Source organism: Pseudomonas sp. B2021, from assembly GCF_018135665.1.
GTDB classification, from domain to species: Bacteria; Pseudomonadota; Gammaproteobacteria; order Pseudomonadales; family Pseudomonadaceae; genus Aquipseudomonas; species Aquipseudomonas lactis.
In genome coordinates this window covers 3,243,043-3,267,483 of record NZ_SMOF01000001.1, presented here as the reverse complement: position 1 = coordinate 3,267,483, position 24,441 = coordinate 3,243,043, and the positions used below count along the sequence as shown (strand labels likewise).

Genomic DNA, 24,441 nt, shown 5'->3' with positions numbered 1-24,441 from the left:
TTACTCGCGAAAAACGTCAACGATAACGCGTGCTTCCTGGATGAACGCGGCGCCTGTGAGTTTTTCGCGAGCAAGCTCGCTCCTACAAAAGCCTTACAGTCCAATTCAGGAGTACAGCATGTTCAACCTCGACTACTGGCAGCAACGCGCTGCCCGTCAAACCTTCATCAACACCGCCTTGATCGACGGCCAGGCCGTCGCCGCACTGTCCGGGGCGACCTTTGACGCCATCAACCCGGCGACCAACCAGCTCCTTGCACGTGTCGCCGTCTGCGGTGAGGTTGAAGTGGACTTGGCAGTACGCTCCGCACGCCGCGCCTTTGACAACGGCCCCTGGCGACGCATACCTCCAGGCGAACGCAAAAAAGTCCTGATCAAACTCGCCGACCTGTTGATGACCCACCGCGAAGAACTCGCACTGCTGGACTCCCTGAACATGGGCAAGCCGGTAATGGACGCCTATAACGTCGACGTGCCCGGCGCGGCCCATGTTTTTGCCTGGTACGGTGAAGCCCTGGACAAAATTTACGATCAGGTCGCGCCGACTGCCCACAACGCGTTGGCGACCATCACCCGCGAAGCATTGGGCGTGATTGCAGCGGTGGTGCCGTGGAATTTCCCGCTGGACATGGCCGCCTGGAAACTGGCCCCTGCTTTGGCGGCAGGCAACAGCGTGGTGCTCAAGCCCGCCGAACAATCGCCATTTTCCGCCCTGCGCCTGGCCCAACTGGCGTTGGAGGCGGGTATGCCCGAGGGCGTGCTGAACGTGGTGCCAGGCTTGGGCGAGGGCGCCGGCAAGGCCCTGGGGTTGCACCCGGACGTCGATTGCCTGGTGTTTACCGGCTCGACCCAAGTGGGCAAGTACTTCATGCAGTACTCCGCGCAGTCCAACCTCAAGCAGGTGTGGCTGGAGTGTGGCGGCAAGAGCCCGAACCTGGTGTTTGCAGACTGTCAGGACCTGGACCTGGCGGCGCAGAAGGCGGCCTTTGGGATTTTCTTCAACCAGGGCGAGGTGTGTTCGGCCAATTCGCGCCTCTATGTGCAACGCTGCATCCACGACGAATTCATCGAGCGTTTGATCGACAAATCCCGTGCCTGGATGCCCGGCAACCCACTCAACCCCGCCAGCGCCGCCGGTGCAATTGTCGACAGCGGGCAAACCGCACGCATCATGCAAGCCATCGGCCAGGCGCACGCAGACGGTGCCATGCTGTTGACCGGTGGCCAACAGTTGAACATTGAGGGTTGTTCAAACTTCATCCAGCCGACGATATTCGCCAACGTCACCGCTGAAATGCGCCTTTCCCATGAGGAGGTGTTTGGGCCTGTGCTGGCGGTGAGCGCCTTCGATACCGAAGAACAGGCCATACAGCAAGCCAACGACAGCCTCTACGGCCTGGCGGCATCGGTGTGGAGTGATGACCTGAACCGTGCGCATCGCGTGGCGCGTGCCCTGAATGCCGGTACCGTGTCGGTCAACACCATTGACGCCCTGGATGTGACCGTGCCGTTTGGCGGCGGCAAACAGTCGGGGTTCGGGCGCGATTTGTCGCTGCATTCGTTTGATAAGTACACCCAGTTGAAAACCACCTGGTTCCAATTGCGTTAACTGCCCCGTTTCGCATAACTGCTGTGCCGTTACAGGCATTCATCCGCCAGTGGGCAATGCCTATAGTCCACTTAGCCCGTGCAGCGCTTCAACCGTGCTGCGCGATCCAGCCCAAGACTGAGGTGAGCCTGATGAACCGTGAATTCGACCCCGCACTGACTGATATCAACCAAGTGGACGCCGAGTACTTCGAGTACAGCAAGGCGGCAAATCCCATCAGTGCCAACCTGATTTCCCGTATTCCCTACCACAGCTTTCCGGCCTCGCTGTATGACAGTGGCCCCTCCCGCGTGGTACCGCTGGACCTCAGCGACGCCTTGGGCTGCGAAGGCCCCGCCACAGGCCCAGGGCTATGCGCGAACTTCATGCGCCTTAACCGTGGCGGCACGCTGACCCTGCAACCCAACGCCACTTCCCAGGTGTTCTACGTGATTGCCGGGGAGGGCAGCGTGGTTCAGGGGGAGTATGAGATTCAATGGTCCAAGGGCTGCTTTATCGCCCTGCCGGGATTACAGCAAGCGCACTTCAGTGCCCGCGAGGATGCACGTCTTTACTATGTTCACGATGAGCCGTTGCTGCGTTACCTGGGGGTGACACCCCGCGCCGATCGCTTTGCGCCAACCCTGTACCCAGCAGCACTGGCCAACGCGAAGTTGCGTGAAGCGGCCGATGATCCCAGGGCACAGGACCGCAGCCGCATCAGCATCCTGCTGGGCAACCGTCATTTCCCGCAGACGCGCACGGTGACCCACGTGCTGTGGGCCATGTACGGGATTCTGCCGGCGGGATCGGTGCAGAAACCCCATCGGCATCAGTCGATTGCACTGGACTTCATTATTGATTGCCCCACGGGCTGTTATTCATTGGTGGGCACCGAGCTGGGCGCGGATGGGCAAATTCGTAACCCGCAGCGGGTCGACTGGTCTCCCGGCCTGGCGTTTGTCACGCCACCGGGTTACTGGCATGCGCATTTTAATGAATCGGATAGCGAGGCGTTCCTGATCCCGATTCAGGATGCGGGGCTGCAAACCTACTTGCGTGCGCTGGATATCCGCTTCAGTTGAGTCACTTCCAGTCCGGTGTTTCGCCCAGTCGTTCAACGATAAAGTCGATAAAACACCGGACCTTGGACGACACAATGCGCTTGGGCGGGTAGACAAACCACACCGCAAACGCCCGCTCCACGCCCTGGATCTGCCATTCCGGTAGCCACACTACCAAGTCGCCGGCCTCGATACTTCGCGCCACCAGCCAGTCGGGCAACAGCGCAAAGCCCAAGCCTTGGCGCACGGCGATCAGTTGCGCATCCAGGTCATTGATTCGAATAACGCCGTCATGCAGCAGCGGGAGCGCGCGGCCGGCAGAGACAAAACTGATATCGCCGGTGGTAGCCGTGCCCAGCACCGCAGGCACACCGGCCAAGTCCGTGGGCGTGGACGGAGGAGGGTGCTGCATGCCAAACGCCGGGCTGACCACCAAGCGGTAGTGGCCGTCGCTGAGCTTGCGTGCCTTGAGCGTCGAATCGGCCAGCTCGCCAATGCGTATGGCTAAGTCGACGCCGGCATGAATCAAATTGACCTGGGTGTTATCCAGCACCAGTTCCACGCTGATTTGCGGGTAGCGCACCAGAAAGTCATTCAACGCCGGCAGGATGTGATGGCGAGCAAACGCCGGTGGCAGGTTGAGTTTCAACACGCCCCGGGGATGCTGGTTCAGCGCTGACGTGGCGGCCTTGGCGTGTTCCAGTTCGTCCAGCACCCTGCGTGCGTGTATCAGGAAGGTCTGGCCGCCTTCGGTCAGATGCAGCGTGCGTGTGGAGCGGTTGAACAGCGCGATGCCCAGGTCTTGCTCAAGGTCCTTCACATAGCGTGAAACCGTTGAGGCCTTGATCCCCAAGCGCTCGGCGGCACGCGAGAAATTGTTGCCTTCTGCGGCTTCGATGAAGGCGGTGAGCGCGGTGAAATAGTCCAAGGGCAGCCTCAGGGCAGGGCGGTGAGACGTGCAGGTTGTTGAGTTTTGCCGGGGGCTGTCAACTGCACGACCGTAGAACCACGATGCAGCCCCCGTTTTCATAAATCAGGGCTGCTGGTAATGCCCCGGAATGTCATGGCCTTCGTCGGCGGGCTTGTTGCGCTTTTGCACCTGGACGTCGCTCAATTTCGCGTCCTTGAGCTCTGCAAAGCGCTGCCTGAGCAGGGACTCGGCCCATTGAGGATCCAGCGTGTCGGCATCGTGCTCAAGCGTGCGGCTTTGTGGCTGGTTATCGAGGATGAAACTGATGAGGTAATGCGGTTTCTCGAACATGAACGTGGCTCCGTTACGGTTAACAAGGCGTACCTGAGCAGGGCATGTTCATTTGATGAGTGGGTTGCGCGGTGATTCAGAAAAAATAAGCCGCTTTCATCTATTGATCTCGATCAGGTGGTGAGGCTGGCTCGCTCTATAACCTTGGGCGCTTATCGATGGCCAGGGACGGCTCAACGAGCAGCTCTGGTCACACATTCTCAAGGAAGAGTCAGCCATGCGATCACTGAAGATCCTGTTGTTATCATCGGCATTCAACGGTTTAACCCAACGGGCCTGGCTGGATTTGCGCCAGGCGGGTCACGACCCCAGTGTTGTGGTATTCACCGATCAAGCCACGGTGTGCCAGCAAGTCGAGGCGTCCGGCGCCGACCTGGTGATCTGCCCCTTTTTGAAGGACCGTGTGCCGCACCAACTGTGGAGCCATCCCCTGCGCCCGGTGGTGATCATCCATCCGGGCATCGTTGGTGACCGTGGTGCCAGTGCGCTGGATTGGGCTATCACCCGGCAGGCCCGCCGTTGGGGCGTCACCGCCTTGCAAGCGGTGGAGGAAATGGACGCCGGGCCGATCTGGTCCACCTGTGAGTTCGACATGCCCGACCAGGTGCGCAAATCCGAGCTGTACAACGGCCTGGTGAGCGACGCCGCGATGGTTTGCATCCGTGACGTCGTGGCGAAATTCGCCAAAGGCTTTGTCCCGACACCGCTCGATTACACCCAACCCAGCGTCATCGGGCGCTTGCAGCCAAACATGAGCCAGGCTGACCGCACCTTCAGTTGGTTCGATTGCGCAGGCTTTATCAAGCGCAGCATCGACGCCGCCGATGGCCAGCCCGGCGTGTTGGCGAGCCTGTTGGGCGGTCAGTATTACGTCTATGACGCGCACTTGGACGCCCGGCAGGGCACCCCAGGAGAAATCCTTGCGGTACAGGACGACGCCGTGTTGGTAGCGGCTGGAGATCACAGCCTGTGGATCGGCTCGCTCAAGCCCAAAGGCCCAGAGACCTTCAAGCGGCCAGCACGGCATGTTCTGGCTGAGCAGTTGGCCGGCGTGCCGGTGCTGGACAGTTCAATCGCCTGTCAGGCGCTCAACGAGCGGGTCTATCAACCGATTCGCTACCAAGAGTTCGGCCACATCGGCGAACTGACGTTCGAGTTCTATAACGGCGCCATGAGCACCGAACAATGCCAGCGCCTGGTGGCTGCATTGCGCTGGGCCAAGGCGCGAGATACCCACGTGTTGCTGATCAAGGGCGGGCGCGGCAGCTTTTCCAATGGCGTTCACCTCAACGTCATACAGGCCGCCGAGGTGCCGGGGCTGGAAGCCTGGGCCAACATTCAAGCCATCGACGATGTGTGCCTGGAGCTGCTCACCGCCAAGCAACTGGTGATCAGCGGCCTGACCGGCAGCGCAGGCGCGGGCGGCGTGATGCTGGCGCTGGCGGCCGACATTGTACTGGCCCGCGAAGGCGTAGTGCTCAACCCGCATTACAAGACCATGGGGCTCTACGGCTCCGAATACTGGACCTACAGCCTGCCACGAGCCGTGGGCAGTGAAATCGCGCACAAACTCACTGAAGAATGCCTGCCCATCAGTGCCATTCAGGCCCAGCAGTACGGCATGGTTCAGGCCATCGGACCACGTAGCCCACAAGCATTTGGCTTGTGGCTTTTGCAACAGGCCGACAGTGCGTTGGCCGATGATAAGTACCTTCATGCACGCACACGTAAAGCCACGCTGGATACTCGGCAAGTTGAACGCTGTCGCGAGCAGGAGCTGGCACAGATGCGACTCGACATGGTGGAAAACCGCCAGCAGTTTGCCGAGAAATGCCGCAACTTCGTGTTTAAACGCAAAGCCTGCCAGACCCCGCAGCGGTTGATTGCGCCATGGGCCTTGAGGTATGAGGCTGGTGTGCAGGAAAGCCGGATGCTGAACGACTGACCGTCGACGCGGGGAGGGCACGTCGGCCAGTCCAGCCTCGCATTGGGCAATAGGGTTGCCCATAATGGAGGCCAACTCGCCCAACCGCACAGACCCCGAGGCTCCATGGAACTGCACAACCTGAACGATGATGCAGCGCCCGTATGACTCGTGCGCTGTTTATTTCGATGGATGGCCCCAAAGGCACCGGTAAAACCACGCTGTTGGAGGCCGTTACGACAGCGTTGAGGGCCGACAACATAAAGGTCGTGCGACTGTGCGAGCGCAAGAGCGATCCCTGTCGAGCGCAAACGATGGCTCTGGTTAACACGTTCGCCCGAGATCCCAGCCGGGATCTGGAACTTGAGGTGTGTGAGCGCTTTGCCGACAGCCGCAGCTGGATTACTCAAAACGTACTGGCCGCGCAGCCACCTGACAGCATCATCCTGATGGATCGCTGGTACCCGTCTGATGCTGGGTTTCGTCGGTTGATACCCTTTGCAGACATTCTTGAGCTGAACATTAATCGACAGGTGCAAGTGCCGGACCTGCACGTGGGGGTTGTCACCGCGGCGCAAATATCCTGGGCGCGGGCGGCAGCACGACGGCGGGGGTTGAGCAGTACGGTGATGTCTAAGCTGGAGGAGCAAGTTGCGTGTACCGAGGCGTTTGAGCGAGCGGCTGTGGAGCAGGGGTGGGTCATGTGTCGCAATGAAGGTACGATTGAACAGGCAGTGAGGCGGGTGGTTTTGCAGATATATAAGGTCCTTCATCCCAAGCATCAGGAGTAACGGAGTGCCGTTGAACCAGCAAGATCAGGATGATGTTGGTCATCAGAACAAACGTCACCGAACGAAGAAACTCTATGAAAACGTCGTGATAGGAAACTTCCTGTACGGTCTCGGATTCGCCGTGCGGTCATGTCTAGACGCAAACACCTCGATCCCAAGCGTGGTCAACCTGCTACAGCAGACGCCTGCAGACAAAGAGCTGGCTGACGTACTGCTGAGTTTTCCAGGTGTCGTGCGCTTGATCGAATTCAAGATGAAGGGCGCCAGCCTAAAAAAAGAACGACTGCGACATCGTTTACTACTGGCCGCCCTGGCAGGTGAAAATCAGGTATTGGTCGAAACGTCCAGAAGCCTGCACTGGTATGTGGAGGTGGGCGCCAATGACACCGACACGCCTCTGGTTTCGCGAGCCGTGCCTTATCTGGACGCCTTCGACGACGAACACTTGGCGTTGTCCGCGGGAAGCCTTGAACGACTCGTGGAGCAAACCGCGCGCGAAGCTGTTCGCGGCCTCGACCCGATGATGCGCGAGCGTTCACAGATATACCTGCGATTTTTACGCAATATTCAAGCTGACGACCCGGTGGGCGCAGGTGGTGTGCTTCTGGTCATGGGCGCAGGTGGAGCAATGCATTTTGTTCAGCTGCGAGACGTCTGTGATTTGAGTATGCCGCACAGGCAATGGCTGGAGCTGGAAATGAGCGGTCCGCAGCTGGAGCGATCTGTGCCTGCATTGGAGCGAAGCATGAAGCGTCCCAAACACCGCGACGGCCCCGAATATGGAAGGTAATGACCCATGGACGAACACGTGAACGAGAATGACCGGAGCCTGCGGGCCATGGCCGTCGCTGCCAAGGGCATCATGAGCGCAGCGGAAAATGACAGAAAAGCCGCTGAGCAGGCGATTGCGCGTCTTGGCTATCTGGAAAAACGTGTTGAGCAGAGCCTGCAACAGATTCCGACGATACTGGGCGCTTCAGCGGCGCAGATCGCAGATTCAGTGGCTTCAAAGGCGGCCGAGCACTTGATTGGCAAGTTCAAACAGGCCGATGCCGCGGCGCTTGATGCGGCGCAAAAGTACCAGGCCGCCAGTGACAGCCTTAAGCGTCGATTCTGGCTCAGCATCTTCGCCATTCATCTAGGTGTGGTATTGCCTCTGGCGTTGCTGTTTTTCTTTGCGGTCCCCAGCACCGATGAGATTGCGCAAAGGCAACGAGAGTTAGCGGTGCTTGAGCAAAACATAGAAGCGTTGAAACGCCAGGGTGGTGACGCTGCCATTATTGACTGCGAGGGACGCCCGTGCGTGCGCACGCGAGAGGTCCCGGGCGAAGATCCCTATCACGATGCCGCTACAGGCAAGAAGGCTTATCGGTTGATCTGGACCAAGTGAGCTTCATCAACTTTGAACTAATCACTAAGCCTGTCCACCTAACGCTTTGCACGTTGCCTCAAGCCCGGGGTTTTCCTGGGTTACCCAATCACACACGAAGGTTTGGTTAATCATGAAGAGCGAACAGGTAGAAGGCGTTGTAGAAAAGGTTGCTGGCAAAGCGCAGAGCGCAGTCGGGAAGCTTTTTGGCGATTCGAAGTTGGAAGCCGAAGGCGCTGGACGCCAAGCTGCGGGTCAACTGACGCAAACCTATGGCGACGCACTGGACAGCGTTTCTACATTCGTCAAAGAGAAGCCGGTTGCTGCACTGGCAATCGGGGCGGTTGCTCTGCTGGTGCTGAAGAGATTGCTTGGTCGCTGAACCTCAGCAAGATTTCCCTCGTACTCCTTGGAGTTCCGCGCCAGGAGGTACGAGGGCGGTAAGCCATAGCCCTTAAACCAAGCCTTCGCGTTTGTATTGATTTGCCGAACTGTCAGCAGGCTTGGGTTTTCTGGAACAGGTCAACTGGTAAGCAATTGCCAACCATATGAACCACCCCGGCATGACCATCAAGGCAATTCGGGTGTCGGGTCTCAACGCCAGCAGACAAAGAACAAAGCCCAGAAACGCCAAAGAGAACCAGGCCATCGGTGCGCCGCCAGGCATCTTGTAGGTCGATTTTGCATGCAGGTCAGGACGCCTGTTGCAATAGGCAATGTACGACGCGAGGATCGTCGACCAAGTGAAAATCACCAGAATTGCTGACACGGTAGAGACGATGGTGAAGGCGGTCATGACTTCTGGAACGATGAACAGCAACAACACGCCCAGCAGCATCAACAAGGTGGTGAACGCCAAGCTCAGCAGAGGCACGCTATTGCTCGACAGACGCCGGAAAATCCCCGGAGCGTTGTCCTGATTAGCCAGTCCGAACAGCATCCGGCTGGATGAAAATACGCCACTGTTGGCCGATGAGGCGGCGGATGTCAGCACCACAAAGTTGACAATACCGGCCGCTGCGGGGAACCCCGCAACCAGAAACAGCTCGACGAAGGGGCTCTTGTTGGGCGAAACCTGTTGCCAGGAAGTCACTGCAATAATGCAGGCCAGTGCCAGCACATAAAACAAGATGATTCTGAGCGGAATCGAGTTGATGGCTTTAGGCAAAGTCTTTTCGGGAGAGCGCGTTTCGGCGGCTGCGGTGCCGATCAGCTCGGTGCCCGCAAATGAGAAAATCGCCATCTGAAACCCGGCAAAGAAACCGAACAAGCCGTTGGGGAATGCGCCCTGTTTATCCAGCAAGTGGTTCAGGGACGCGGTGACGCCACTGGGTGAGACAAAGGAGCTGGCAATCAGCACCATGCTCACCCCAATCAGGGCAACGACGGCAATGATTTTGATGATCGCGAACCAGAACTCCACTTCACCGAAGAGCCTGACAGTCAGCACGTTCAAGGCAAACAGTGTTATCAGCATGCCGATGGCTGGTATCCAGGCGGGTACATCAGGGAACCAATACTGAAAAAATCCACCCACCACGACTGCGTCACCTATCACTGCAACGCTCCAGCTTAGCCAATATGACCAGCCGAGAAAGAATGCTGCGCGTGGGCCAAGATAGGCACCGGCAAAATCAGCGAAGGTTTTGAAGCTCAAGTTGGAAAGTAACATTTCGCCCATGGCACGCATGACGAAGTAGACGAACAGACCGATGATCATATAGATGAGGATGATCGACGTGCCGGAGAGGGCGATGATCTTCCCGGAACCCATGAACAGACCTGTCCCGATAGCACCGCCCATGGCCATTAACTGAATGTGACGATTGCTGAGTGTGCGCTGCAGCGCGGGCTGTTCAACCCGCTCGGACGGAGTCGATTTCATTACAAAACCTCTTGATTTTATGTTTTTGAGTTTTGGCAGAAAAGTGGGAATCACATGACCTTGATAGAGAGGTAATGGCTACTGACGATAGTGGTTTGCGGAGTTTCAGGCCCGTTTGCTCTCGTAACCATGCAGCACATTGACTGCATTGATCCCGATTTCATCGACCATGTAGCCACCCTCCATCACAAACAGGGCAGGGCAGCCCACGCCGGCTATCAGCTCGCCGATGCCGATAAAGTCTTCGCTTTCAAGCAAAAAGTGGCTGATGGGGTCGTCCTTGAAGGTGTCGACGCCCAGTGAAATAACCAGCACGTCAGGGGCAAATTGCTGGAGTTTCTTGCAGGCGTGGAGCAAGGCGTTGCGGTAGCTTTCCCAAGAGGTGTTCTTGGGCAGCGGATAGTTCAGGTTGTAACCTTCGCCGTGACCAGCGCCGACTTCGTGGCTGTAGCCTGAGTAGTACGGATAGGACACCGTCGGTTCGCCGTGCAGCGAGACAAACATGACGTCACTGCGCCCGTAGAAAATATTCTGGGTACCGTTGCCATGATGAAAGTCGACATCCAATACCGCGACACGCTTGGCGCCTCGGGTAATAGCCTGCTGTGCGGCAATGGCTGCGTTGTTCAGATAGCAATAGCCGCCCATGTATTCACGTGCTGCGTGATGGCCGGGTGGGCGGCATAGGGCAAAGGCACTGTCGTGACCTTCATCGATCAGCGCCAGTCCGGTCAGCGCGATATCGGCACTGGTTTTTACCGCTTGCCAGGTGGTGGCGGTAATGGGTGAGCCGGCATCCATGGCGTAAAAACCCAGCTTGCCGTCGATGAACGTCGGGACTTGCTCGTTGGCCAGATCACGCACTGGCCATACCAGCGGCAAGGCATCGTGGGTGCGCCCGGTTGCACACCATTCAGACCAGGCAGATTCCAGAAATGTTACGTAGCGCTCGCTGTGCGCGTTGACATAGCACGACCGATCAAATGCTCGCGGTTCGATGATCTGGCCAAGACCTACCTGTTTGACCCGATGGTGGACGGTATCGGCCCGACTGGGCTGTTCGAAGGACGGCTTGAGCACGCCGTCTTTCAATTCGGTGCCGTGGTGCAAACGGTGGGAATCACTGAAAACTGTAAACATTGTGCGCATCCGCTGATATGGGCCAGTGCAAATATTCTGTTCCGGCTCTGATGCGCTTTCTTTGCTTTGTTTTCGTGGTTTACTGGATTATTCGGGCATTTTTACTCAGGAATGACGTAATGCAGAAAAAAACATCCAAACGCATCAGTCTCGACGACACCGACCTGGCGATTCTCGCGTTGCTGCAGGAGGATGCGGGTATTTCCAACTCTGAGCTCAGTGAGCGCTTGTCATTAAGCCTGACACCTTGTTGGAGGCGGCGTAAGAGAATGGAGGAGGCGGGTGTGATTAAAGGCTACCAGGCGAACCTTGATCGACGAATGCTGGGGCTGGATATCATGGCGTTCGTGCACATCCGTTTTTCCACCCACGCCGACCACGCTCCCGATGCTTTTGAGGCAGTGATTGCTCAACTGCCTGAAGTGTTGGCCTGTCACAAGATCACTGGGGATGCCGATTACGTGCTGCAAGTGTTGGCAGAGGATCTTGATAGCTACAGTGACTTTATCGAGCAGGTGCTCAGGCGCCAGGTGGGTATTGCGTCCATCCAGTCCAGTCTGGCTTTACGCGAAATTAAGACCAGTAGCCGTATCGCGATACCCAAATCGATCAAGGCGTGAATGGGCAGGGGTTAGATCACGACGTGGAACCCTGTCTTTAGCAGCGATTGGCGCATTTGTATCGTTTTGTATCTGCGCTTTGGATAGATACACAGCGATTCCTTTAAGTCGGTTGATGACACATACGGGATACCAGCGGGGCTTTAAATGAACCCATCGAGAAGGCGCAAACCTTCTCCAATGGATGACTCATTTAACTCGCGGCTATCTCTGCGCGTTTCGCGACGTTGTCGACCAATGACTTATAGGAAATTCAAAATGCCTGTAGCTACGTTCGGTTTCACCTGGCGCCATTGTCTGGCTTCTTCCGTGAGAATGGGCGCTTTGGGGTTGGCCCTGATAGCCGGCAGCGGTGCGGCCGGGGCTGCTGGCCCGGCCGCCGATGCGTCAGTTGCCAGCTCGGCCTCGACCAGTCCCGAATCGATTAGACCTTATCGAATTCACGTCGATGAAGCGCAATTGACCGATCTGAAAAAGCGCATTGCGGCGACCCGCTGGCCGGACAAAGAAACCGTCCATGACGTGTCCCAAGGCGTGCAGTTGGCCCAGGTCCAGGCGCTGGTGAAGTATTGGGGCAGCGGCTATGACTGGCGCAAGGCTGAAGCGAAGCTCAATGCGCTGCCTGAATTCATCACGACTATCGACGGCGTCGATATTCAATTCATCCATGTTCGCTCGCCAAACCCCAACGCGATGCCGCTGCTTCTGACACACGGATGGCCTGGCTCACAGTTTGAGTTCCTGAAGACGATCGGCCCGCTGACGGATCCCGTTGCTTACGGCGGTAGGGTTGAAGATTCGTTCGACGTGATCATTCCATCGATTCCGGGACACGGTTTTTCCGGTAAGCCGACTGAATTGGGTTGGGGGCCGGATCGAGTCGCGAAGGCTTGGGATGTGCTCATCAAGCGTCTGGGTTATACCCACTATGTTTCCCAGGGCGGAGATCACGGTTCGGTCATATCGGATGCATTGGGCCGCCTGAATCCGCCGGGGCTGTTGGGCATTCACTTGAACATGCCGGCCACCATCCCGCCCGAATTGGTCAAGCCGATCAATAGTGGTGACCCGGCCCCTGACGGGCTGACTGAGCCTGAACGCAAGGCGTTTGATTCCTTGAGCACCTTCTTCGGCCGCAATGCAGCATACGGCGCGATGATGGTGACGCGCCCGCAGACTATCGGTTACCTGCTGGCCGATTCGCCTACCGGAACTGCGGCGTGGATGTACGAAAAAATCGCCGCGTGGACGGACAGTGATGGCCAGCCTGAACGGGTATTGACCCGTGACGAGATGCTGGACGATATCAGCCTGTACTGGCTGACGGACGCAGGCGCATCGTCATCGCGTTTCTACTGGGAAAACAACAACAACAATTTCAGCGCTGCCGCGCAGAACACCGCAAGCATCAAGGTGCCGGTGGCGATCACGGTCTTCCCGCACGAGATCTATCAGGCGCCAAAAAGCTGGGCGCAACGCGCTTACCCATCACTTTCCTACTACAACCAGGTCAACAAGGGCGGCCACTTCGCTTCCTGGGAGCAACCTCAATTGTTCAGCGAAGAGTTGCGGGAGGCCTTCCGGCCGCTGCGCGCCAAGCTGAGCGCAACGAAGACAGCCCAGTAGCTCACACGCAATCCAGCCAACACACCGGGCCGCTATTCGGCGGCTCGCTACGGAGAAACACCATGGAGATGACCTTGCTGAACAATCAAAATAAATCCAGCCGCCTGCGGGGTCTTGCCCCATCGCTGTTGGCAGCAGCGGTGCTGCAATTCGCGGCGGTGGCTGTCGGTTTTTCCCAAGCCAGCGCGGCTGATGTGCCCGCGTCCACCATTGGGGCTATCACCCCGGGAGCTCACACCTTTCTCGGTGCTCTTAAGCATGTGAAAGCGGGGCTGCTGGACGTTTCTTACGCGGAACTCGGCCCAGCCGATGGCCCTGTGGTCGTTTTGTTGCACGGCTGGCCCTACGATATCAACGCATACGCTGATGTCGCTCCTGCTTTGGCGGACAAGGGATATCGAGTGTTGATCCCTTCCGCGCGTGGTTATGGCGATACGCATTTTCTCTCGGTCAAGACAGTTCGCAATGGTCAGCCTGCTGCGCTGGCGACCGACCTGATCGACTTCATGGACGCGCTGAAGATCAAGACGGCGGTGCTGGGTGGGTTTGACTGGGGCGCCCGTACTGCAGATATCGTTGCCGCACTGTGGCCGGAAAGAGTGAAAGCCCTGGTCGCTGTGAGCGGTTACCTGATAGGCAGCCAAGAGGCGGGCAAGGTGCCATTGCCGCCAGCCGCCGAACTGCAGTGGTGGTACCAGTTCTACTTCGCGACCGAGCGTGGTCGCCTGGGCTACGAGAAAAACACCCATGACTTCGCCAAGCTCATCTGGAAGCTGGCGTCGCCACAGTGGAATTTCGACGACGCCACTTATGAGCGCAGCGCGGCGTCCTTGCAAAACCCTGATCACGTGGCGGTGTCGATTTTCAACTATCGCTGGCGCCTGGGGTTGGTCAAGGGCGAGGCCAGATACGACGCGCTGGAGAAGAAACTCGCGGCATTTCCATCCATCAGCGTGCCCACCATCACCCTGGAAGGTGATGCGAACGGCGCACCGCACCCACCTGCCGAAGCGTACGCCAAGCGCTTCACTGGCAAGTATGAGTACCGATTGATCACCGGTGGTGTAGGCCACAACTTGCCGCAGGAAGCGCCGAAAGCCTTCGCCCAGGCGGTGATCGACGCCGATCATCTTTGAAAACCGGCTGAGAGGAGGGCGATGATGAAGCTGAAATTTCTGGCCGCGATGTCGGCTGCCATTGCAATCGCAGCGTTGACCGCTACCGGTGTCGCCTCGGGCGACGCCTCACCGATCTATGGCGTGAAATTGCCGGAAAACTACCGCCTATGGCCGCTGATTGCGCCTGCGCAGGAAGCGGCCCCCCTGAACGAACTGCGAGCCGTGCTGGGCAATGACTTGGCCATCAAGGCTTATCAGGATTCAACGCTGCCATTCCCCGACGGCACGGTGCTGGTAAAGCTGGCCTGGAAACATGTGCAGTCCCCGGAATTCGAGCCGGCGTCCATCCCGGGGCCGGCCACGACCGTGCAGGTGATGGTCAAGGACTCGAAAAAATATGCAGCAACCGGTGGTTGGGGATTCGGGCGGTTTATCAACGGTAAACCGGCCGATGAAGCCCAACACGCAACCTGCTTCGCCTGTCACCAGGCGCGTGTGCGCAATCACGACTTTGTCTTCACGCGCTTCGCTCCCTGATTTCCCGTCAAACCCGGAGTTAACAATGAAAAAAGTATTAACCGCACTGGCCGTCGCCGTCAGCCTGAGCATGGCGACACACGCCTGGTCGCAAACTGAAAAACCCACGATTGTGCTCGTACATGGCGCCTTTGCCGATGCGTCGAGTTGGAATGGCGTGGTGACGATTCTCGAGAAGGACGGTTACCCGGTGGTTGCCGCTGCCAACCCATTGCGCGGTGTAAAGAGCGATGGTTCGGCAATCTCGGCATTGCTGACGAGCATTCATTCGCCGGTGGTGTTGGTCGGCCATTCCTATGGCGGCAACGTTATCAGTGATGCGGCCAACGATCATGCAAACGTCAAAGCCCTGGTTTACGTCAGTGCGTTTGCACCTGAGGCCGGGGAAACCGTCGCCGGGCTGGCCGGCAAATTCCCGGGCAGCACGCTGGGCCCAACGCTGGCTGCGCCTGTACCGCTGGCCGATGGGGGCAAGGACTTGTACATCCAGCAGGACAAGTTTCACAACCAGTTCGCCGCTGACGTCCCCGCGAAAGAGGCGGCATTGATGGCCGCCACCCAACGCCCGGTAACGGAAGCGGCGCTCAACGAAGCGTCCGGCAGCCCTGCCTGGAAGCATATTCCGTCCTGGTACATCTACGGCGACAAGGACAAGAACATTCCCCCGCAAGCCATGGCATTCATGGCCAAGCGCGCCGCTGCCAAAGCCGTGGAAGTGGTCAAGGGCGCTTCCCATGTGGTGATGGTTTCGAACCCGGAACCGGTTGCCCGCCTCATCGAAAAAGCCGCTACGGCGAAATGACACGCCAAAGGCGAAGCGGCGTTTCCAGCACTCTACGCCGAGGCGAGTTTTGCACGTCGCACGGCGGGTTTCGTTTTGAAGTTGTGCAACGCTGAAACGCGGGAGAGGGGGGTATTCGACGCGGCCAACGCCTGGGCATACCGGGCGTTGTGCTTATCGCGGGCAACCGGACCGTGCCCAACCTGGCGACCCAGCTGCAGGTCGGCTCGGTGTTGATCAACAGAATTTCGCCAGAGCTGCTGGCGCCGTTCGGCGGGGTAAAGCAGTCCGGTGTCGGCCGGGAGTTTGGAGTCTTTGGGCTGCAAGCATTTCTTGAGGCCAAAAGCATCGTGTCCGATTAGCCTGGGGTGGGTGGGAGAGTGTGGTCGCGCAACCCAGGCCACAGCAGAAAAAGCTAATGGCCCACAGCGCGTTGCCTGTGGGCCATGGATTTTCAAGGGTTACGCGGCTGGAGCTTTCGCCTCCTGCAGCAGTTGCTGAATCATCTTTTCCTGCGTCTCGTAGCGACCTTCTCCGAAGTGGGTGAAACGCACTTGCCCTTTGGCGTCGATCAGGTAGTGCGCGGGCCAGTACTGGTTATCGAAGTTGCGCCAGATCGCGTAGTTGTTATCGATGGCTACCGGGTAAGTGATGCCGAGCTTTTTCACCTGATCCCTGACATTGCTGATGATGCGTTCAAAACCGTATTCCGGGGTGTGGACGCCGATTACCACCAAGCCATCCTTCTCGTACCTCTGCGCCCAGTCCTTCACGTACGGCAGGGTGTGCTGGCAATTGATGCAGTCGTAAGTCCAGAAATCGACGAGCACCACTTTACCTCTGAGCGATTCACTGGTCAGTGCGGGCGAATTGAGCCATTCCACCGCGCCGGACAGCGACGGCATCGGGCCTTGGGCGTTGTCGAGGGTGGGTTCGGCCTTGGCCTTGCTTACCAGGTACTCGACGACTTTGGGGACGCTTTGCATCACGCCTTTTTCCAGCACGCTGACGCCTTCGGACGACGCCCCGGCCAACAGCGTCTTGTCGGCACCGGTAGAAATCGTCAGCGCTGCGGCCAAGACCGCAAAACCGGTGGCGCGCCGCAGCCAACCTGTGACCGGAATCGAGGCCTTCAGGCGATTGACTAAACCGCGTCCGGCGAAAATCAGGGTACCCAACGACAGTGCACTGCCCAGGCCGTAGGCCACCAGCAGCAGGCTGGTTTGCGCATTGGCGCCTTGCAGCATGGCGCCGGTAAGGATCACCCCGAGGATAGGCCCGGCGCACGGCGCCCAGAGCAGGCCCGTGGCGACGCCGATCATCAGCGAACCCAGCGGCCCGGACATTTTGCGCGTCTTGGGGTCAAGGCGATTGCCCAGTAACACGAACGGGCTGGCCAGCCAGCCACTGATTCGCGCCGAGATCAGCGACAAGGCAAACAGCGCCATCACCACCAGTGCCACATGACGCCCGGTGTTGTTGGCCTGAATCACCCATTCACTGCTGACCACGGCCAGGCTGGAAATCAGCGCGAAGGTCAGGACCATGCCACCAAGGGTAAGCAGGATCGATGAGCGTGTGCGGTCGATACCCGCGAACAGAAATGGCACGACCGGCAGGATACAAGGGCTGAGGACGGTCAATAAGCCGCCCAGGAATGCGATGAGGAACATAAGGGTCTCCTGATGAAATGTGGGCCGGGCTCAGTTATCGCTGTGGCACTCGGCAAATTTGCGGTAGTTCAGGATCTCGGTCTTGCCCTGCGAGTTCAGGTAGGTCAGTTGGGCATCGACAATGCCGCAGGCCGCCCCGGCATCCTGTGTCAATGCCACCACTTTCTGGATGTCCAAGTGCGTGCCGTAGGTGTAAATCTGCGGCGTGACGTCGGCTTCGGCGCGGGCCGAGAAGGTGCAGATATTCAGGGCGGCAAACAGGCAAGTGGCATAGAGGGTATTGGTGTTCATGGTCGTTTCCTCAAGGCTTCAAGGGTTGGGTCGTTCAGTTGAGCCGAGGCGCTTGGGTTGGCCTCGATGTGGCTCATTAGAAGCCCGCGAGGTATCTCGCCTGTGTCAAAAACAGGCGCAGATAAATCGGTTCGTATCAGGACCCCGCCCCGATACACAGCCATACAAAACCTAGGAAATTGTTGTTTTTGCCTCTGCATGTATCCTTTGCCAGAGCAGATACACTGCAATACAAACCGCCGCGGGCGAACGGACTCAGCCTCTATAGACTGAGCCGCAATTCCCATTGACAGAGGCTTGGCCCATGGAACACGTTGATCACATCCTCATCGTGGACGATGACCGTGAGATTCGAGAGATGGTAGGCAACTACCTGAAGAAGAACGGCCTGCGCACGACCGTGGTTGCCGATGGCCGCCAGATGCGCTCGTTTCTCGAGGCCACGCCGGTAGACCTGATCGTGCTTGACATCATGATGCCCGGCGACGATGGCCTGGTGCTCTGCCGCGACATTCGCGCCGGCAAACACAAGGCCACGCCGGTGCTGATGCTGACCGCCCGCAACGACGAAACCGACCGCATCATCGGCTTGGAAATGGGCGCTGACGATTACCTGGTCAAGCCGTTCGCCGCCCGTGAATTGCTGGCGCGCATCAACGCTGTGCTGCGCCGTACGCGCATGCTGCCGCCCAACCTGGTCGTTACCGAAACCGGAAGGTGGCTGGGGTTCGGGCGCTGGCGCCTGGACACCTCCGCCCGCCATCTGCTTGATGAAGACGGCACCATGGTCGCCCTCAGCGGCGCTGAATATCGCCTGCTGCGGGTGTTCCTCGACCATCCGCAACGGGTACTCAATCGCGACCAGTTGCTCAACCTGACCCAGGGCCGTGACGCCGACCTGTTCGACCGTTCCATTGATCTGCTGGTCAGCCGCCTGCGCCAACGCCTGCTTGACGATGCCCGCGAGCCGGCTTACATCAAAACCGTACGCAGCGAGGGGTATGTCTTCTCGCTGCCGGTGCAAGTGCTTGGAGCACCGGCATGAAGCCTTCGCTGCATTGGCCTCGTACCCTTATCTCGCGGCTGTCGTTGATCTTTCTGGTAGGGCTGACCCTGGCGCAGGCCTTGTCCTTCGGCGTGCAGTATTACGAGCGTTACGAAACCGCGAAAAACACCATGCTAGGTAACCTGGAAACCGATGTGTCGACGTCCATTGCCATCCTTGACCGCTTGCCCGCCGAGGAACGCATGAGTTGGTTGAAACAACTGGATCGACGCAATTACCGCTATTTGCTCGACGAAGGCTCGCCAGGCGTCGCTCTGCGTGACACGCCGATTGCAGTGACCTCGATCAAGGAGGCCATCGGCAAGGATTACCCGATGACCGTGACAGACATTCCCGGGCCTATCAAACATTTCCAGGTCCATCTGAAACTGGCCGACGGCAGCCCGGTGACCATCGACGTGCGCCCCTCGATGGTGCCGTTGTCGCCGTGGCTGCCGGTGGTTTTGCTGGGCCAACTGGCCTTGATGATTCTATGCGCGTGGCTGGCTGTGCGCATTGCCATACGCCCGCTGACCCGGCTGGCCCAGGCCGTGGAAAACCTTGATCCCAACACTCACCCGGTGCATCTGGATGAACAAGGCCCGACCGAAGTCGCACACGCTGCCATCGCCTTCAATGCCATGCAGGCGCGCATTGCGGCCTATCTGAAAGAACGCATGCAACTGTTGGCGGCGATTTCCCACGACCTGCAAACCCCGATCACGCGCATGAAGCTGCGTGCCGAATTGATGGACGACTGCGGCGACAAAGACAAATTGTGGAACGACCTCGGCGAGATGGAACACCTGGTGCGTGAAGGCGTTGCCTATGCCCGCAGCGTGCATGGGGCCACCGAGGAAAGCCGCCGTACCGATCTTGATTCATTCCTCGACAGCCTCGTGTTCGACTACCAGGACATGGGCAAGGACGTGCAGCTCAGCGGCAAAAGCAACGCAGTGATTCACACGCGGCCCCACGCGCTACGCCGAGTGCTGGTAAACCTCACGGATAACGCGCTCAAATTCGCCGGTGCCGCGCAGCTGCGGGTCGAGCCGGAGGAGGGCGACAGCCTCTCGGTGACCGTGATGGATCGTGGTCCCGGCATTGCCGAAGAGGAGCTGGCCCGTGTGATTGAGCCATTTTACCGCGTGGAAAATTCGCGCAACCGCAGCACCGGCGGCACGGGCCTGGGGCTGGCTATCGCCCAACAACTGGCACAAGCCCTCGGCGGCTCCCTGACCTTGAGAAATCGCGAAGGCGGCGGATTGTGCGCTGAACTGAGATTACCGACGCGCTTATCGTAGGAGGCGCGAATCATGCAGGATACGTTCAATCTGTCCTGTTTCGTCGAGGCTCTGCGCCCGGTGTTCAGTCGGGTCATGGACGAGCTGCGCGCGGGCCGCAAGGCGAGCCATTGGATGTGGTTCGTCTTCCATCCATTGCAGGGACTGGGTCGCTCCGCTCAAAGCTGATCTTTCATCCGGCTCGTGATCAATAAAGGCTGCCTGCACACCCCCGACTGCCTGCACCACTCAAGCGCAGACATACCAAACCAGCGATGAAACGCCCGCGAAAAAGTGCTGACATCGGCGTAACCCAGCAGATGCGCCACGTCTGTAAGACTGATTGTCGGAACCACCAGGTAATTGCGCGCCAGTTGCTGGCGAGTCTCATCCAGCAACTGCTGAAAGGACGTATTTTCTTGAGCCAAGTGGCGCTGCAAGGTTCTTGGGTTGACTGCCATGCAATCGGCCACCTTGTCGATCGTTGCACGTCCGCTGGGCAACAAGTTACGCAGCAATTGCCTGACGTAGCCAGGCATCACGTCTGTCGACAAGCGCTCTATACCTGATAGATGTCTAGCGAGAATCTGATGTAATGCTTCGCTGGCGCGATCCAGTGGTTGCGCCAGCACGCATGCGTCAAATAGCAGACCAGTGTGCGCTGCTGAGAATGTTGGCGTGATACCCAGTGCCTGGCGATAGCCCAACTCATCTGCAAGAGGCAGATGACGGAGCATTACCGCCTCAGGTTGCCATTGATCCCCGGCCAACGTGAGCATCAGTTTTAAACCGACACCACAGGCCAGTTCTTCTGCTTGAGGCAATCCGACAATCGACATCTCATCGGTTCGATAACTCAGCAACGCGACGCCTTCCACAACCTCCAAATCAACCTGTGCCGCGCCGTTGTACCGCCCAAAATTCGCGCGCAGCTCGAGCAATGCATCGCCGATGGTTCGAGCATTGTGGATCAGGAAAAACATATCACCGAAGACGTCGACACCTTGGTGGAGCCCGAACTCCAGGCCGAACAATGCGTTGTTCGAACGCTGCCGGCACATTTGCAACAAGCTGCAATATTGTTGGAATGAGAGGATATCTTCCGGGTGCTGCAGCGACATCGCAGGCACAGAGGCCTGTCGCAGTATACGGCTCGGGTCCAAACCCTGCCGCCGGGCAAATTGATCGAACCCTGTCAGACTGATTGCACGAATGAATGGATTGGACGCCATGTTTTACCCAAGAGTTTGTTGCATGCGCTGTTTCCACTTCTGCGGGCTGACGCCATTCCAGCGCGTGAAAGCCCGGGAAAAGGTGCTCAGGTCGGCATAACCCAACATACCTGCCACCTGTGTCAGGCTGATCGATGAGTCGCAGAGGTAGCGTGCGGCCATCGTCTGGCGCGTTTCGTCCAGCAGCTCCTGAAATCGCGTGTTTTGTGCCCGAAGATAGCGTTGCAAGGTGCGCGGGCTGATCATCATGTACTTGGCCATGTCGCGAAGCGTGACCGGACCATTGGCAAGCTCATTGCGTAGCCTTTTTTGCACATAAGACGGTAGTTCTTGCAGTGTTACACGCGCTAACTCGTCGATTTGTTGCTGGGCTAATAGTTGACACCTGACGTCTGTAGCTCCGAGAGGTCTGGCCAGTAACGACTCATCGAAAACCCAGGCATTGACGGCGCTGTCAAAGCGCGGAGTGACGCCCAGCAGTGTGCGATAGGCAATGCGATTGGCCGGAGCACTGTGGCGCAACATCAGAACTCTCGGTTTCCAGGCGTGCCCCAGCAGTTCGCGGAGCAAGCATGCGGCAACTCCCATCGCCAGCTCCACTGTCTGACGTACTGAGGCCAATGTACCGTCAATGACTTCGTACACAAGAAGGGCACTGCCGCCTCGGCGTTCAAGGCGCACTAGTGCGCCGTCACTGTGTATATGGAAATAGCGTGTCAGCAGATTCAGCGACTCGCCCACATTGGCCGCGTTACGCATGGCGTACAGCAGAGTGCCTAGACTTTGTGTGCCTTGGTGCAAGCCTAACTGTAAGCCGAACAAGGGATTGCTCGACCGTAACGCACATAACTGGACCAACGCATTGAATTGCGCGCCAGATATTTGAGCGTTCAGCGGCTCTTCGGGCAGGTCTACCTCCGCCAGCGCCGAAATCGGATCAATCCCCTGACTGGTAGCAAACGCCTTGAAACCAAGCAAAGCAACACCACGCACTGTGGACATCATCTGAGCCTCGCGAATGAAATACAGCCTTTGGCCTGAGAAGTATTGGCACGATATGCAAAATCTCTGGCGCGATATGCAAAGCTTTCACCCTTGTCCCGAGACCACACTCGAACGACCAATAACAAAAGACCTGCGTTCGGCCCAAGGCTGGACGATGGAGGTATACGATGCGTCGGTTTCTGTTCGCTTTGCTGGTGATCGCACTGATTTCGGGTGCGCTGTATGTTCAGCCACGGCCCGCTGACCACAATGTTGTTCATCATGCCAATCACCCGCCGGTTGCCAGCATCAGCGATGCCTTCACGCATTTCTGAGGACTGAAGCGTTCTCCTGCACAGTGGCGTGCTCGCGAAACTCGCCACTAGCGAGTGCTCCGTGCAGGAACATTTGCTCCAGCGTTCGGGCCGACTCGGCGTTGGCTGCACGCCCGCGCTGTTCGGCATCCACCAAGCCGTAGACCAGGGTGATGAACAGCTCGGTAAAAATCGCTGCGCTAATGTCGATGCGAAACAGTCCTCTTTGCTGACCTCTGAGGAAGAACTCGTCTAGCGCCGCCAGGTAAAACTGCCAGCGTGTGTCACCCCGTTCGAAGTCGAGGAAGTCTGGGCGGTATTGCGCCATAAGAAAGGCAAGCAATTCGCGATGAGCCAAGTGCTCGCGGATCAATCGACGCAGCGCGTCCAAGGGCTGCAGATGCTGCAAACCGGCGCTGCGGATAATCAGATTGAGCGTACTTTCGGCGTACTCCTCCAGTCTCTGCCCTAGATTTTCCCGTGTCCCACAGTAGCGGTGCAGGGTCGCTTTGCTCATGCCCGCCAGTTGCGCCAGCTCTTTCATTGTCGCCCGGGGGCGATTGACAACCGCCATAGTCAGCGACTTGAGCATTTGTTCATCATGGGAATTGGGTGTCATCACCACGCCTTTAGCGATGTTTATACAGGGATCACAATATTCTCATATGAGACAATGTTGACTCATTAGAGTTTGCAAAGTAGCATCCGCACCAAGTTCAATCAAGCCTTGGGTGAGAGATGGGAAATTTGCGTGCGATAGGGATGGCAGGCTCGCTGGCAGCGGCCATTGCGCTGGCCGGGTGTGGGCCGTCGAATGAGCAAGCGGACGTGGCCGAAGTGGTGCGCCCTGTAGAGGTGCTGGCAGTAAAGACGGAGCCTCTAGCTCTGACTTCGGATTTGCCGGGCAGGGTAGAGCCCATGCGAGTCGCCGAGGTGCGCGCGCGCGTGCCAGGCATCGTGATGCAAAAGCGTTTTGAAGAGGGCGCGGATGTCAAAGCCGGGGACCTGCTGTTCCAGATCGACCCGGCGCCGCTAAAGGCGGCCTTGTCGCGAGCAGAGGGTGAATTGGCCCGCACCCAGGCCGTCGCACTTGAGGCACAGGCGCGGGTCAAGCGCTATGAACCGTTGGTGAAGGTCGAGGCGGTCAGCCAGCAAGACTTCGACAGTGCCATGGCCGACCTGCGCAGCGCCCAGGCGGCCACGCGCTCGGCTCAGGCCGATCTGCAAAGCGCGCGCTTGAACCTTGGTTATGCTTCGGTGACTGCACCGATTTCCGGTCGTGTCGGCCGTGCACTGGTAACCGAAGGTGCGTTGGTCGGTCAGGGTGACGCGACGTTGATGGCGCGGATTCAACAGCTTGATCCGGTCTATGTTGATTTCACTCAGTCGGCCGCCGACGCGCTGCGCCTGCGCGAATCGCTTAAGGACGGAAAACTCTCCGCTGATGACAGCAAGACGTTGTCGATTCGTGTCGACGGCACCGCTTTTGAGCGTCAGGGCGCACTGATGTTTACCGATATCGCCGTTGATCGCGGCACAGGACAGGTGTCATTACGCGGCAAGTTCGCCAACAGCGACGGCGTGTTGCTGCCGGGCATGTTCGTGCGCGTGCGCACGCCTCAAGGCACCGACAAACAGGCCATTCTCGTGCCCCAGCGCTCGGTGCAGCGCGGCAGCGATGGCGGCGCGCAGGTCATGGTGGTCGGCGCCGACGGCCGCGCCGAAGCGCGCAATGTGGTCACCGGTTCCATGCAGGGTTCGCGCTGGCAGATCAGTGAAGGCCTGAAGGCTGGCGATCAGGTGATTGTCAGCGGACTGAGCGGCCTGCAACCAGGTGCCAAGGTCGTACCCGCCCAAGCCCAAGCTCAGTCGCCTGAGTCGCACCAGTAAGGGCGCCGTCGCCGCGAGGATATTC

The 24,441-nt window shown here is 58.4% G+C and carries 26 protein-coding genes and 1 pseudogene; 18 read left to right on the top strand and 9 right to left on the bottom strand.

Features of this window, described 5'->3' with window-relative positions; translation table 11 throughout:
• The first annotated feature begins 118 nt into the window (after positions 1-118).
• Positions 119-1,609 (top strand): aldehyde dehydrogenase, encoded by a 1,491-nt coding sequence (locus E1K68_RS14595; RefSeq protein ID WP_212614313.1) that lies wholly within the window; start codon positions 119-121, stop codon positions 1,607-1,609.
• Between the two features lie 131 nt (positions 1,610-1,740).
• Complete coding sequence (locus E1K68_RS14590; RefSeq protein ID WP_212614312.1) at positions 1,741-2,673, top strand: cupin; 933 nt, start codon at positions 1,741-1,743, stop codon at positions 2,671-2,673.
• 1 nt (position 2,674) lies between these two features.
• On the opposite strand, the gene E1K68_RS14585 is transcribed toward E1K68_RS14590, so the two are convergent.
• Positions 2,675-3,580, bottom strand: a complete 906-nt coding sequence (locus E1K68_RS14585; protein WP_034135629.1) for a LysR family transcriptional regulator — start codon at positions 3,578-3,580, stop codon at positions 2,675-2,677.
• 105 nt (positions 3,581-3,685) lie between these two features.
• On the bottom strand, positions 3,686-3,913 hold the full coding sequence (locus E1K68_RS14580; RefSeq protein WP_003191203.1) for a hypothetical protein: 228 nt from the start codon (positions 3,911-3,913) through the stop codon (positions 3,686-3,688).
• A gap of 217 nt (positions 3,914-4,130) precedes the next feature.
• On the opposite strand from E1K68_RS14580, the gene E1K68_RS14575 reads away from it, so the two are divergent.
• The 5 genes from E1K68_RS14575 (at position 4,131) to E1K68_RS14555 (ending at position 8,379) form a co-directional block, all read left to right on the top strand.
• A complete protein-coding gene (locus E1K68_RS14575) occupies positions 4,131-5,858 on the top strand; it encodes a hydrogenase maturation protein (protein WP_212614311.1) in 1,728 nt (575 codons plus the stop codon).
• Between the two features lie 143 nt (positions 5,859-6,001).
• The gene (locus E1K68_RS14570) at positions 6,002-6,628 is read left to right on the top strand and encodes a dTMP kinase (RefSeq protein WP_034135632.1); all 627 of its coding nucleotides are present in this window, start codon (positions 6,002-6,004) and stop codon (positions 6,626-6,628) included.
• A 10-nt stretch (positions 6,629-6,638) separates the two neighbouring features.
• Entirely contained in the window at positions 6,639-7,418 is a 780-nt protein-coding gene (locus E1K68_RS14565) for a hypothetical protein (RefSeq protein ID WP_137203734.1), read from the top strand.
• A 6-nt stretch (positions 7,419-7,424) separates the two neighbouring features.
• The gene (locus tag E1K68_RS14560; protein WP_212614310.1) at positions 7,425-8,018 is read left to right on the top strand and encodes a hypothetical protein; all 594 of its coding nucleotides are present in this window, start codon (positions 7,425-7,427) and stop codon (positions 8,016-8,018) included.
• 112 nt (positions 8,019-8,130) lie between these two features.
• Entirely contained in the window at positions 8,131-8,379 is a 249-nt protein-coding gene (locus E1K68_RS14555; RefSeq protein WP_014718439.1) for a CsbD family protein, read from the top strand.
• Between the two features lie 72 nt (positions 8,380-8,451).
• Here E1K68_RS14555 and E1K68_RS14550 read toward each other — a convergent pair whose 3' ends face one another.
• On the bottom strand, positions 8,452-9,882 hold the full coding sequence (locus tag E1K68_RS14550) for an amino acid permease (protein ID WP_137203733.1): 1,431 nt from the start codon (positions 9,880-9,882) through the stop codon (positions 8,452-8,454).
• A gap of 105 nt (positions 9,883-9,987) precedes the next feature.
• A complete protein-coding gene (locus tag E1K68_RS14545; protein ID WP_069557530.1) occupies positions 9,988-11,022 on the bottom strand; it encodes a histone deacetylase family protein in 1,035 nt (344 codons plus the stop codon).
• A 119-nt stretch (positions 11,023-11,141) separates the two neighbouring features.
• On the opposite strand from E1K68_RS14545, the gene E1K68_RS14540 reads away from it, so the two are divergent.
• The 7 genes and pseudogenes from E1K68_RS14540 (at position 11,142) to E1K68_RS14515 (ending at position 16,066) form a co-directional block, all read left to right on the top strand.
• Complete coding sequence (locus tag E1K68_RS14540) at positions 11,142-11,642, top strand: Lrp/AsnC family transcriptional regulator (RefSeq protein WP_034135636.1); 501 nt, start codon at positions 11,142-11,144, stop codon at positions 11,640-11,642.
• 258 nt (positions 11,643-11,900) lie between these two features.
• Entirely contained in the window at positions 11,901-13,268 is a 1,368-nt protein-coding gene (locus tag E1K68_RS14535) for an epoxide hydrolase family protein (protein WP_212614309.1), read from the top strand.
• Between the two features lie 62 nt (positions 13,269-13,330).
• The gene (locus E1K68_RS14530; protein ID WP_212614308.1) at positions 13,331-14,404 is read left to right on the top strand and encodes an alpha/beta hydrolase; all 1,074 of its coding nucleotides are present in this window, start codon (positions 13,331-13,333) and stop codon (positions 14,402-14,404) included.
• A gap of 24 nt (positions 14,405-14,428) precedes the next feature.
• A complete protein-coding gene (locus E1K68_RS14525; protein WP_120248040.1) occupies positions 14,429-14,923 on the top strand; it encodes a cytochrome P460 family protein in 495 nt (164 codons plus the stop codon).
• Positions 14,924-14,948: 25 nt separating this feature from the next.
• Positions 14,949-15,725, top strand: coding sequence for an alpha/beta hydrolase (locus E1K68_RS14520; RefSeq protein WP_212614307.1), 777 nt, complete (start codon positions 14,949-14,951; stop codon positions 15,723-15,725).
• A 12-nt stretch (positions 15,726-15,737) separates the two neighbouring features.
• Positions 15,738-15,815, top strand: a pseudogene (locus E1K68_RS27840) (creatininase family protein); the annotation flags it as partial.
• 83 nt (positions 15,816-15,898) lie between these two features.
• Positions 15,899-16,066, top strand: a complete 168-nt coding sequence (locus tag E1K68_RS14515; RefSeq protein WP_346344353.1) for an aldehyde dehydrogenase family protein — start codon at positions 15,899-15,901, stop codon at positions 16,064-16,066.
• A gap of 99 nt (positions 16,067-16,165) precedes the next feature.
• Here the strand turns inward: E1K68_RS14515 and E1K68_RS14510 are convergent, their stop codons facing one another.
• Together E1K68_RS14510 and E1K68_RS14505 are read right to left on the bottom strand one after the other, a co-directional pair.
• Positions 16,166-17,377 carry a cytochrome c biogenesis protein DipZ gene (locus E1K68_RS14510; protein ID WP_212614306.1) on the bottom strand — a complete coding sequence of 404 codons (1,212 nt, stop codon included), beginning with the start codon at positions 17,375-17,377 and terminating at the stop codon, positions 16,166-16,168.
• A 30-nt stretch (positions 17,378-17,407) separates the two neighbouring features.
• On the bottom strand, positions 17,408-17,668 hold the full coding sequence (locus tag E1K68_RS14505; protein ID WP_034135643.1) for a DUF2790 domain-containing protein: 261 nt from the start codon (positions 17,666-17,668) through the stop codon (positions 17,408-17,410).
• Between the two features lie 304 nt (positions 17,669-17,972).
• Between E1K68_RS14505 and E1K68_RS14500 the strand changes: the two genes are divergently transcribed.
• The 3 genes from E1K68_RS14500 to E1K68_RS14490 are packed head-to-tail and all read left to right on the top strand — an operon-like array spanning position 17,973 to position 20,185.
• A complete protein-coding gene (locus E1K68_RS14500) occupies positions 17,973-18,713 on the top strand; it encodes a response regulator (protein WP_014718447.1) in 741 nt (246 codons plus the stop codon).
• Positions 18,710-20,017 (top strand): HAMP domain-containing sensor histidine kinase, encoded by a 1,308-nt coding sequence (locus E1K68_RS14495; protein WP_212614305.1) that lies wholly within the window; start codon positions 18,710-18,712, stop codon positions 20,015-20,017. The genes E1K68_RS14500 and E1K68_RS14495 overlap by 4 nt, the downstream gene beginning before the upstream one ends.
• 12 nt (positions 20,018-20,029) lie before the next feature.
• Complete coding sequence (locus E1K68_RS14490; RefSeq protein ID WP_309298518.1) at positions 20,030-20,185, top strand: DUF1810 family protein; 156 nt, start codon at positions 20,030-20,032, stop codon at positions 20,183-20,185.
• On the opposite strand, the gene E1K68_RS14485 is transcribed toward E1K68_RS14490, so the two are convergent.
• The 3 genes from E1K68_RS14485 to E1K68_RS14475 form a co-directional block, all read right to left on the bottom strand.
• Entirely contained in the window at positions 20,176-21,228 is a 1,053-nt protein-coding gene (locus tag E1K68_RS14485) for an AraC family transcriptional regulator (RefSeq protein WP_212614304.1), read from the bottom strand. The genes E1K68_RS14490 and E1K68_RS14485 overlap by 10 nt on opposite strands.
• A 3-nt stretch (positions 21,229-21,231) precedes the next feature.
• Positions 21,232-22,230, bottom strand: coding sequence for an AraC family transcriptional regulator (locus E1K68_RS14480; protein WP_244858811.1), 999 nt, complete (start codon positions 22,228-22,230; stop codon positions 21,232-21,234).
• A gap of 303 nt (positions 22,231-22,533) precedes the next feature.
• Positions 22,534-23,145, bottom strand: a complete 612-nt coding sequence (locus E1K68_RS14475) for a helix-turn-helix domain-containing protein (protein WP_212614302.1) — start codon at positions 23,143-23,145, stop codon at positions 22,534-22,536.
• A 119-nt stretch (positions 23,146-23,264) separates the two neighbouring features.
• On the opposite strand from E1K68_RS14475, the gene E1K68_RS14470 reads away from it, so the two are divergent.
• Positions 23,265-24,416 (top strand): MexC family multidrug efflux RND transporter periplasmic adaptor subunit, encoded by a 1,152-nt coding sequence (locus E1K68_RS14470; protein WP_212614301.1) that lies wholly within the window; start codon positions 23,265-23,267, stop codon positions 24,414-24,416.
• Positions 24,417-24,441 lie beyond the last annotated feature (25 nt).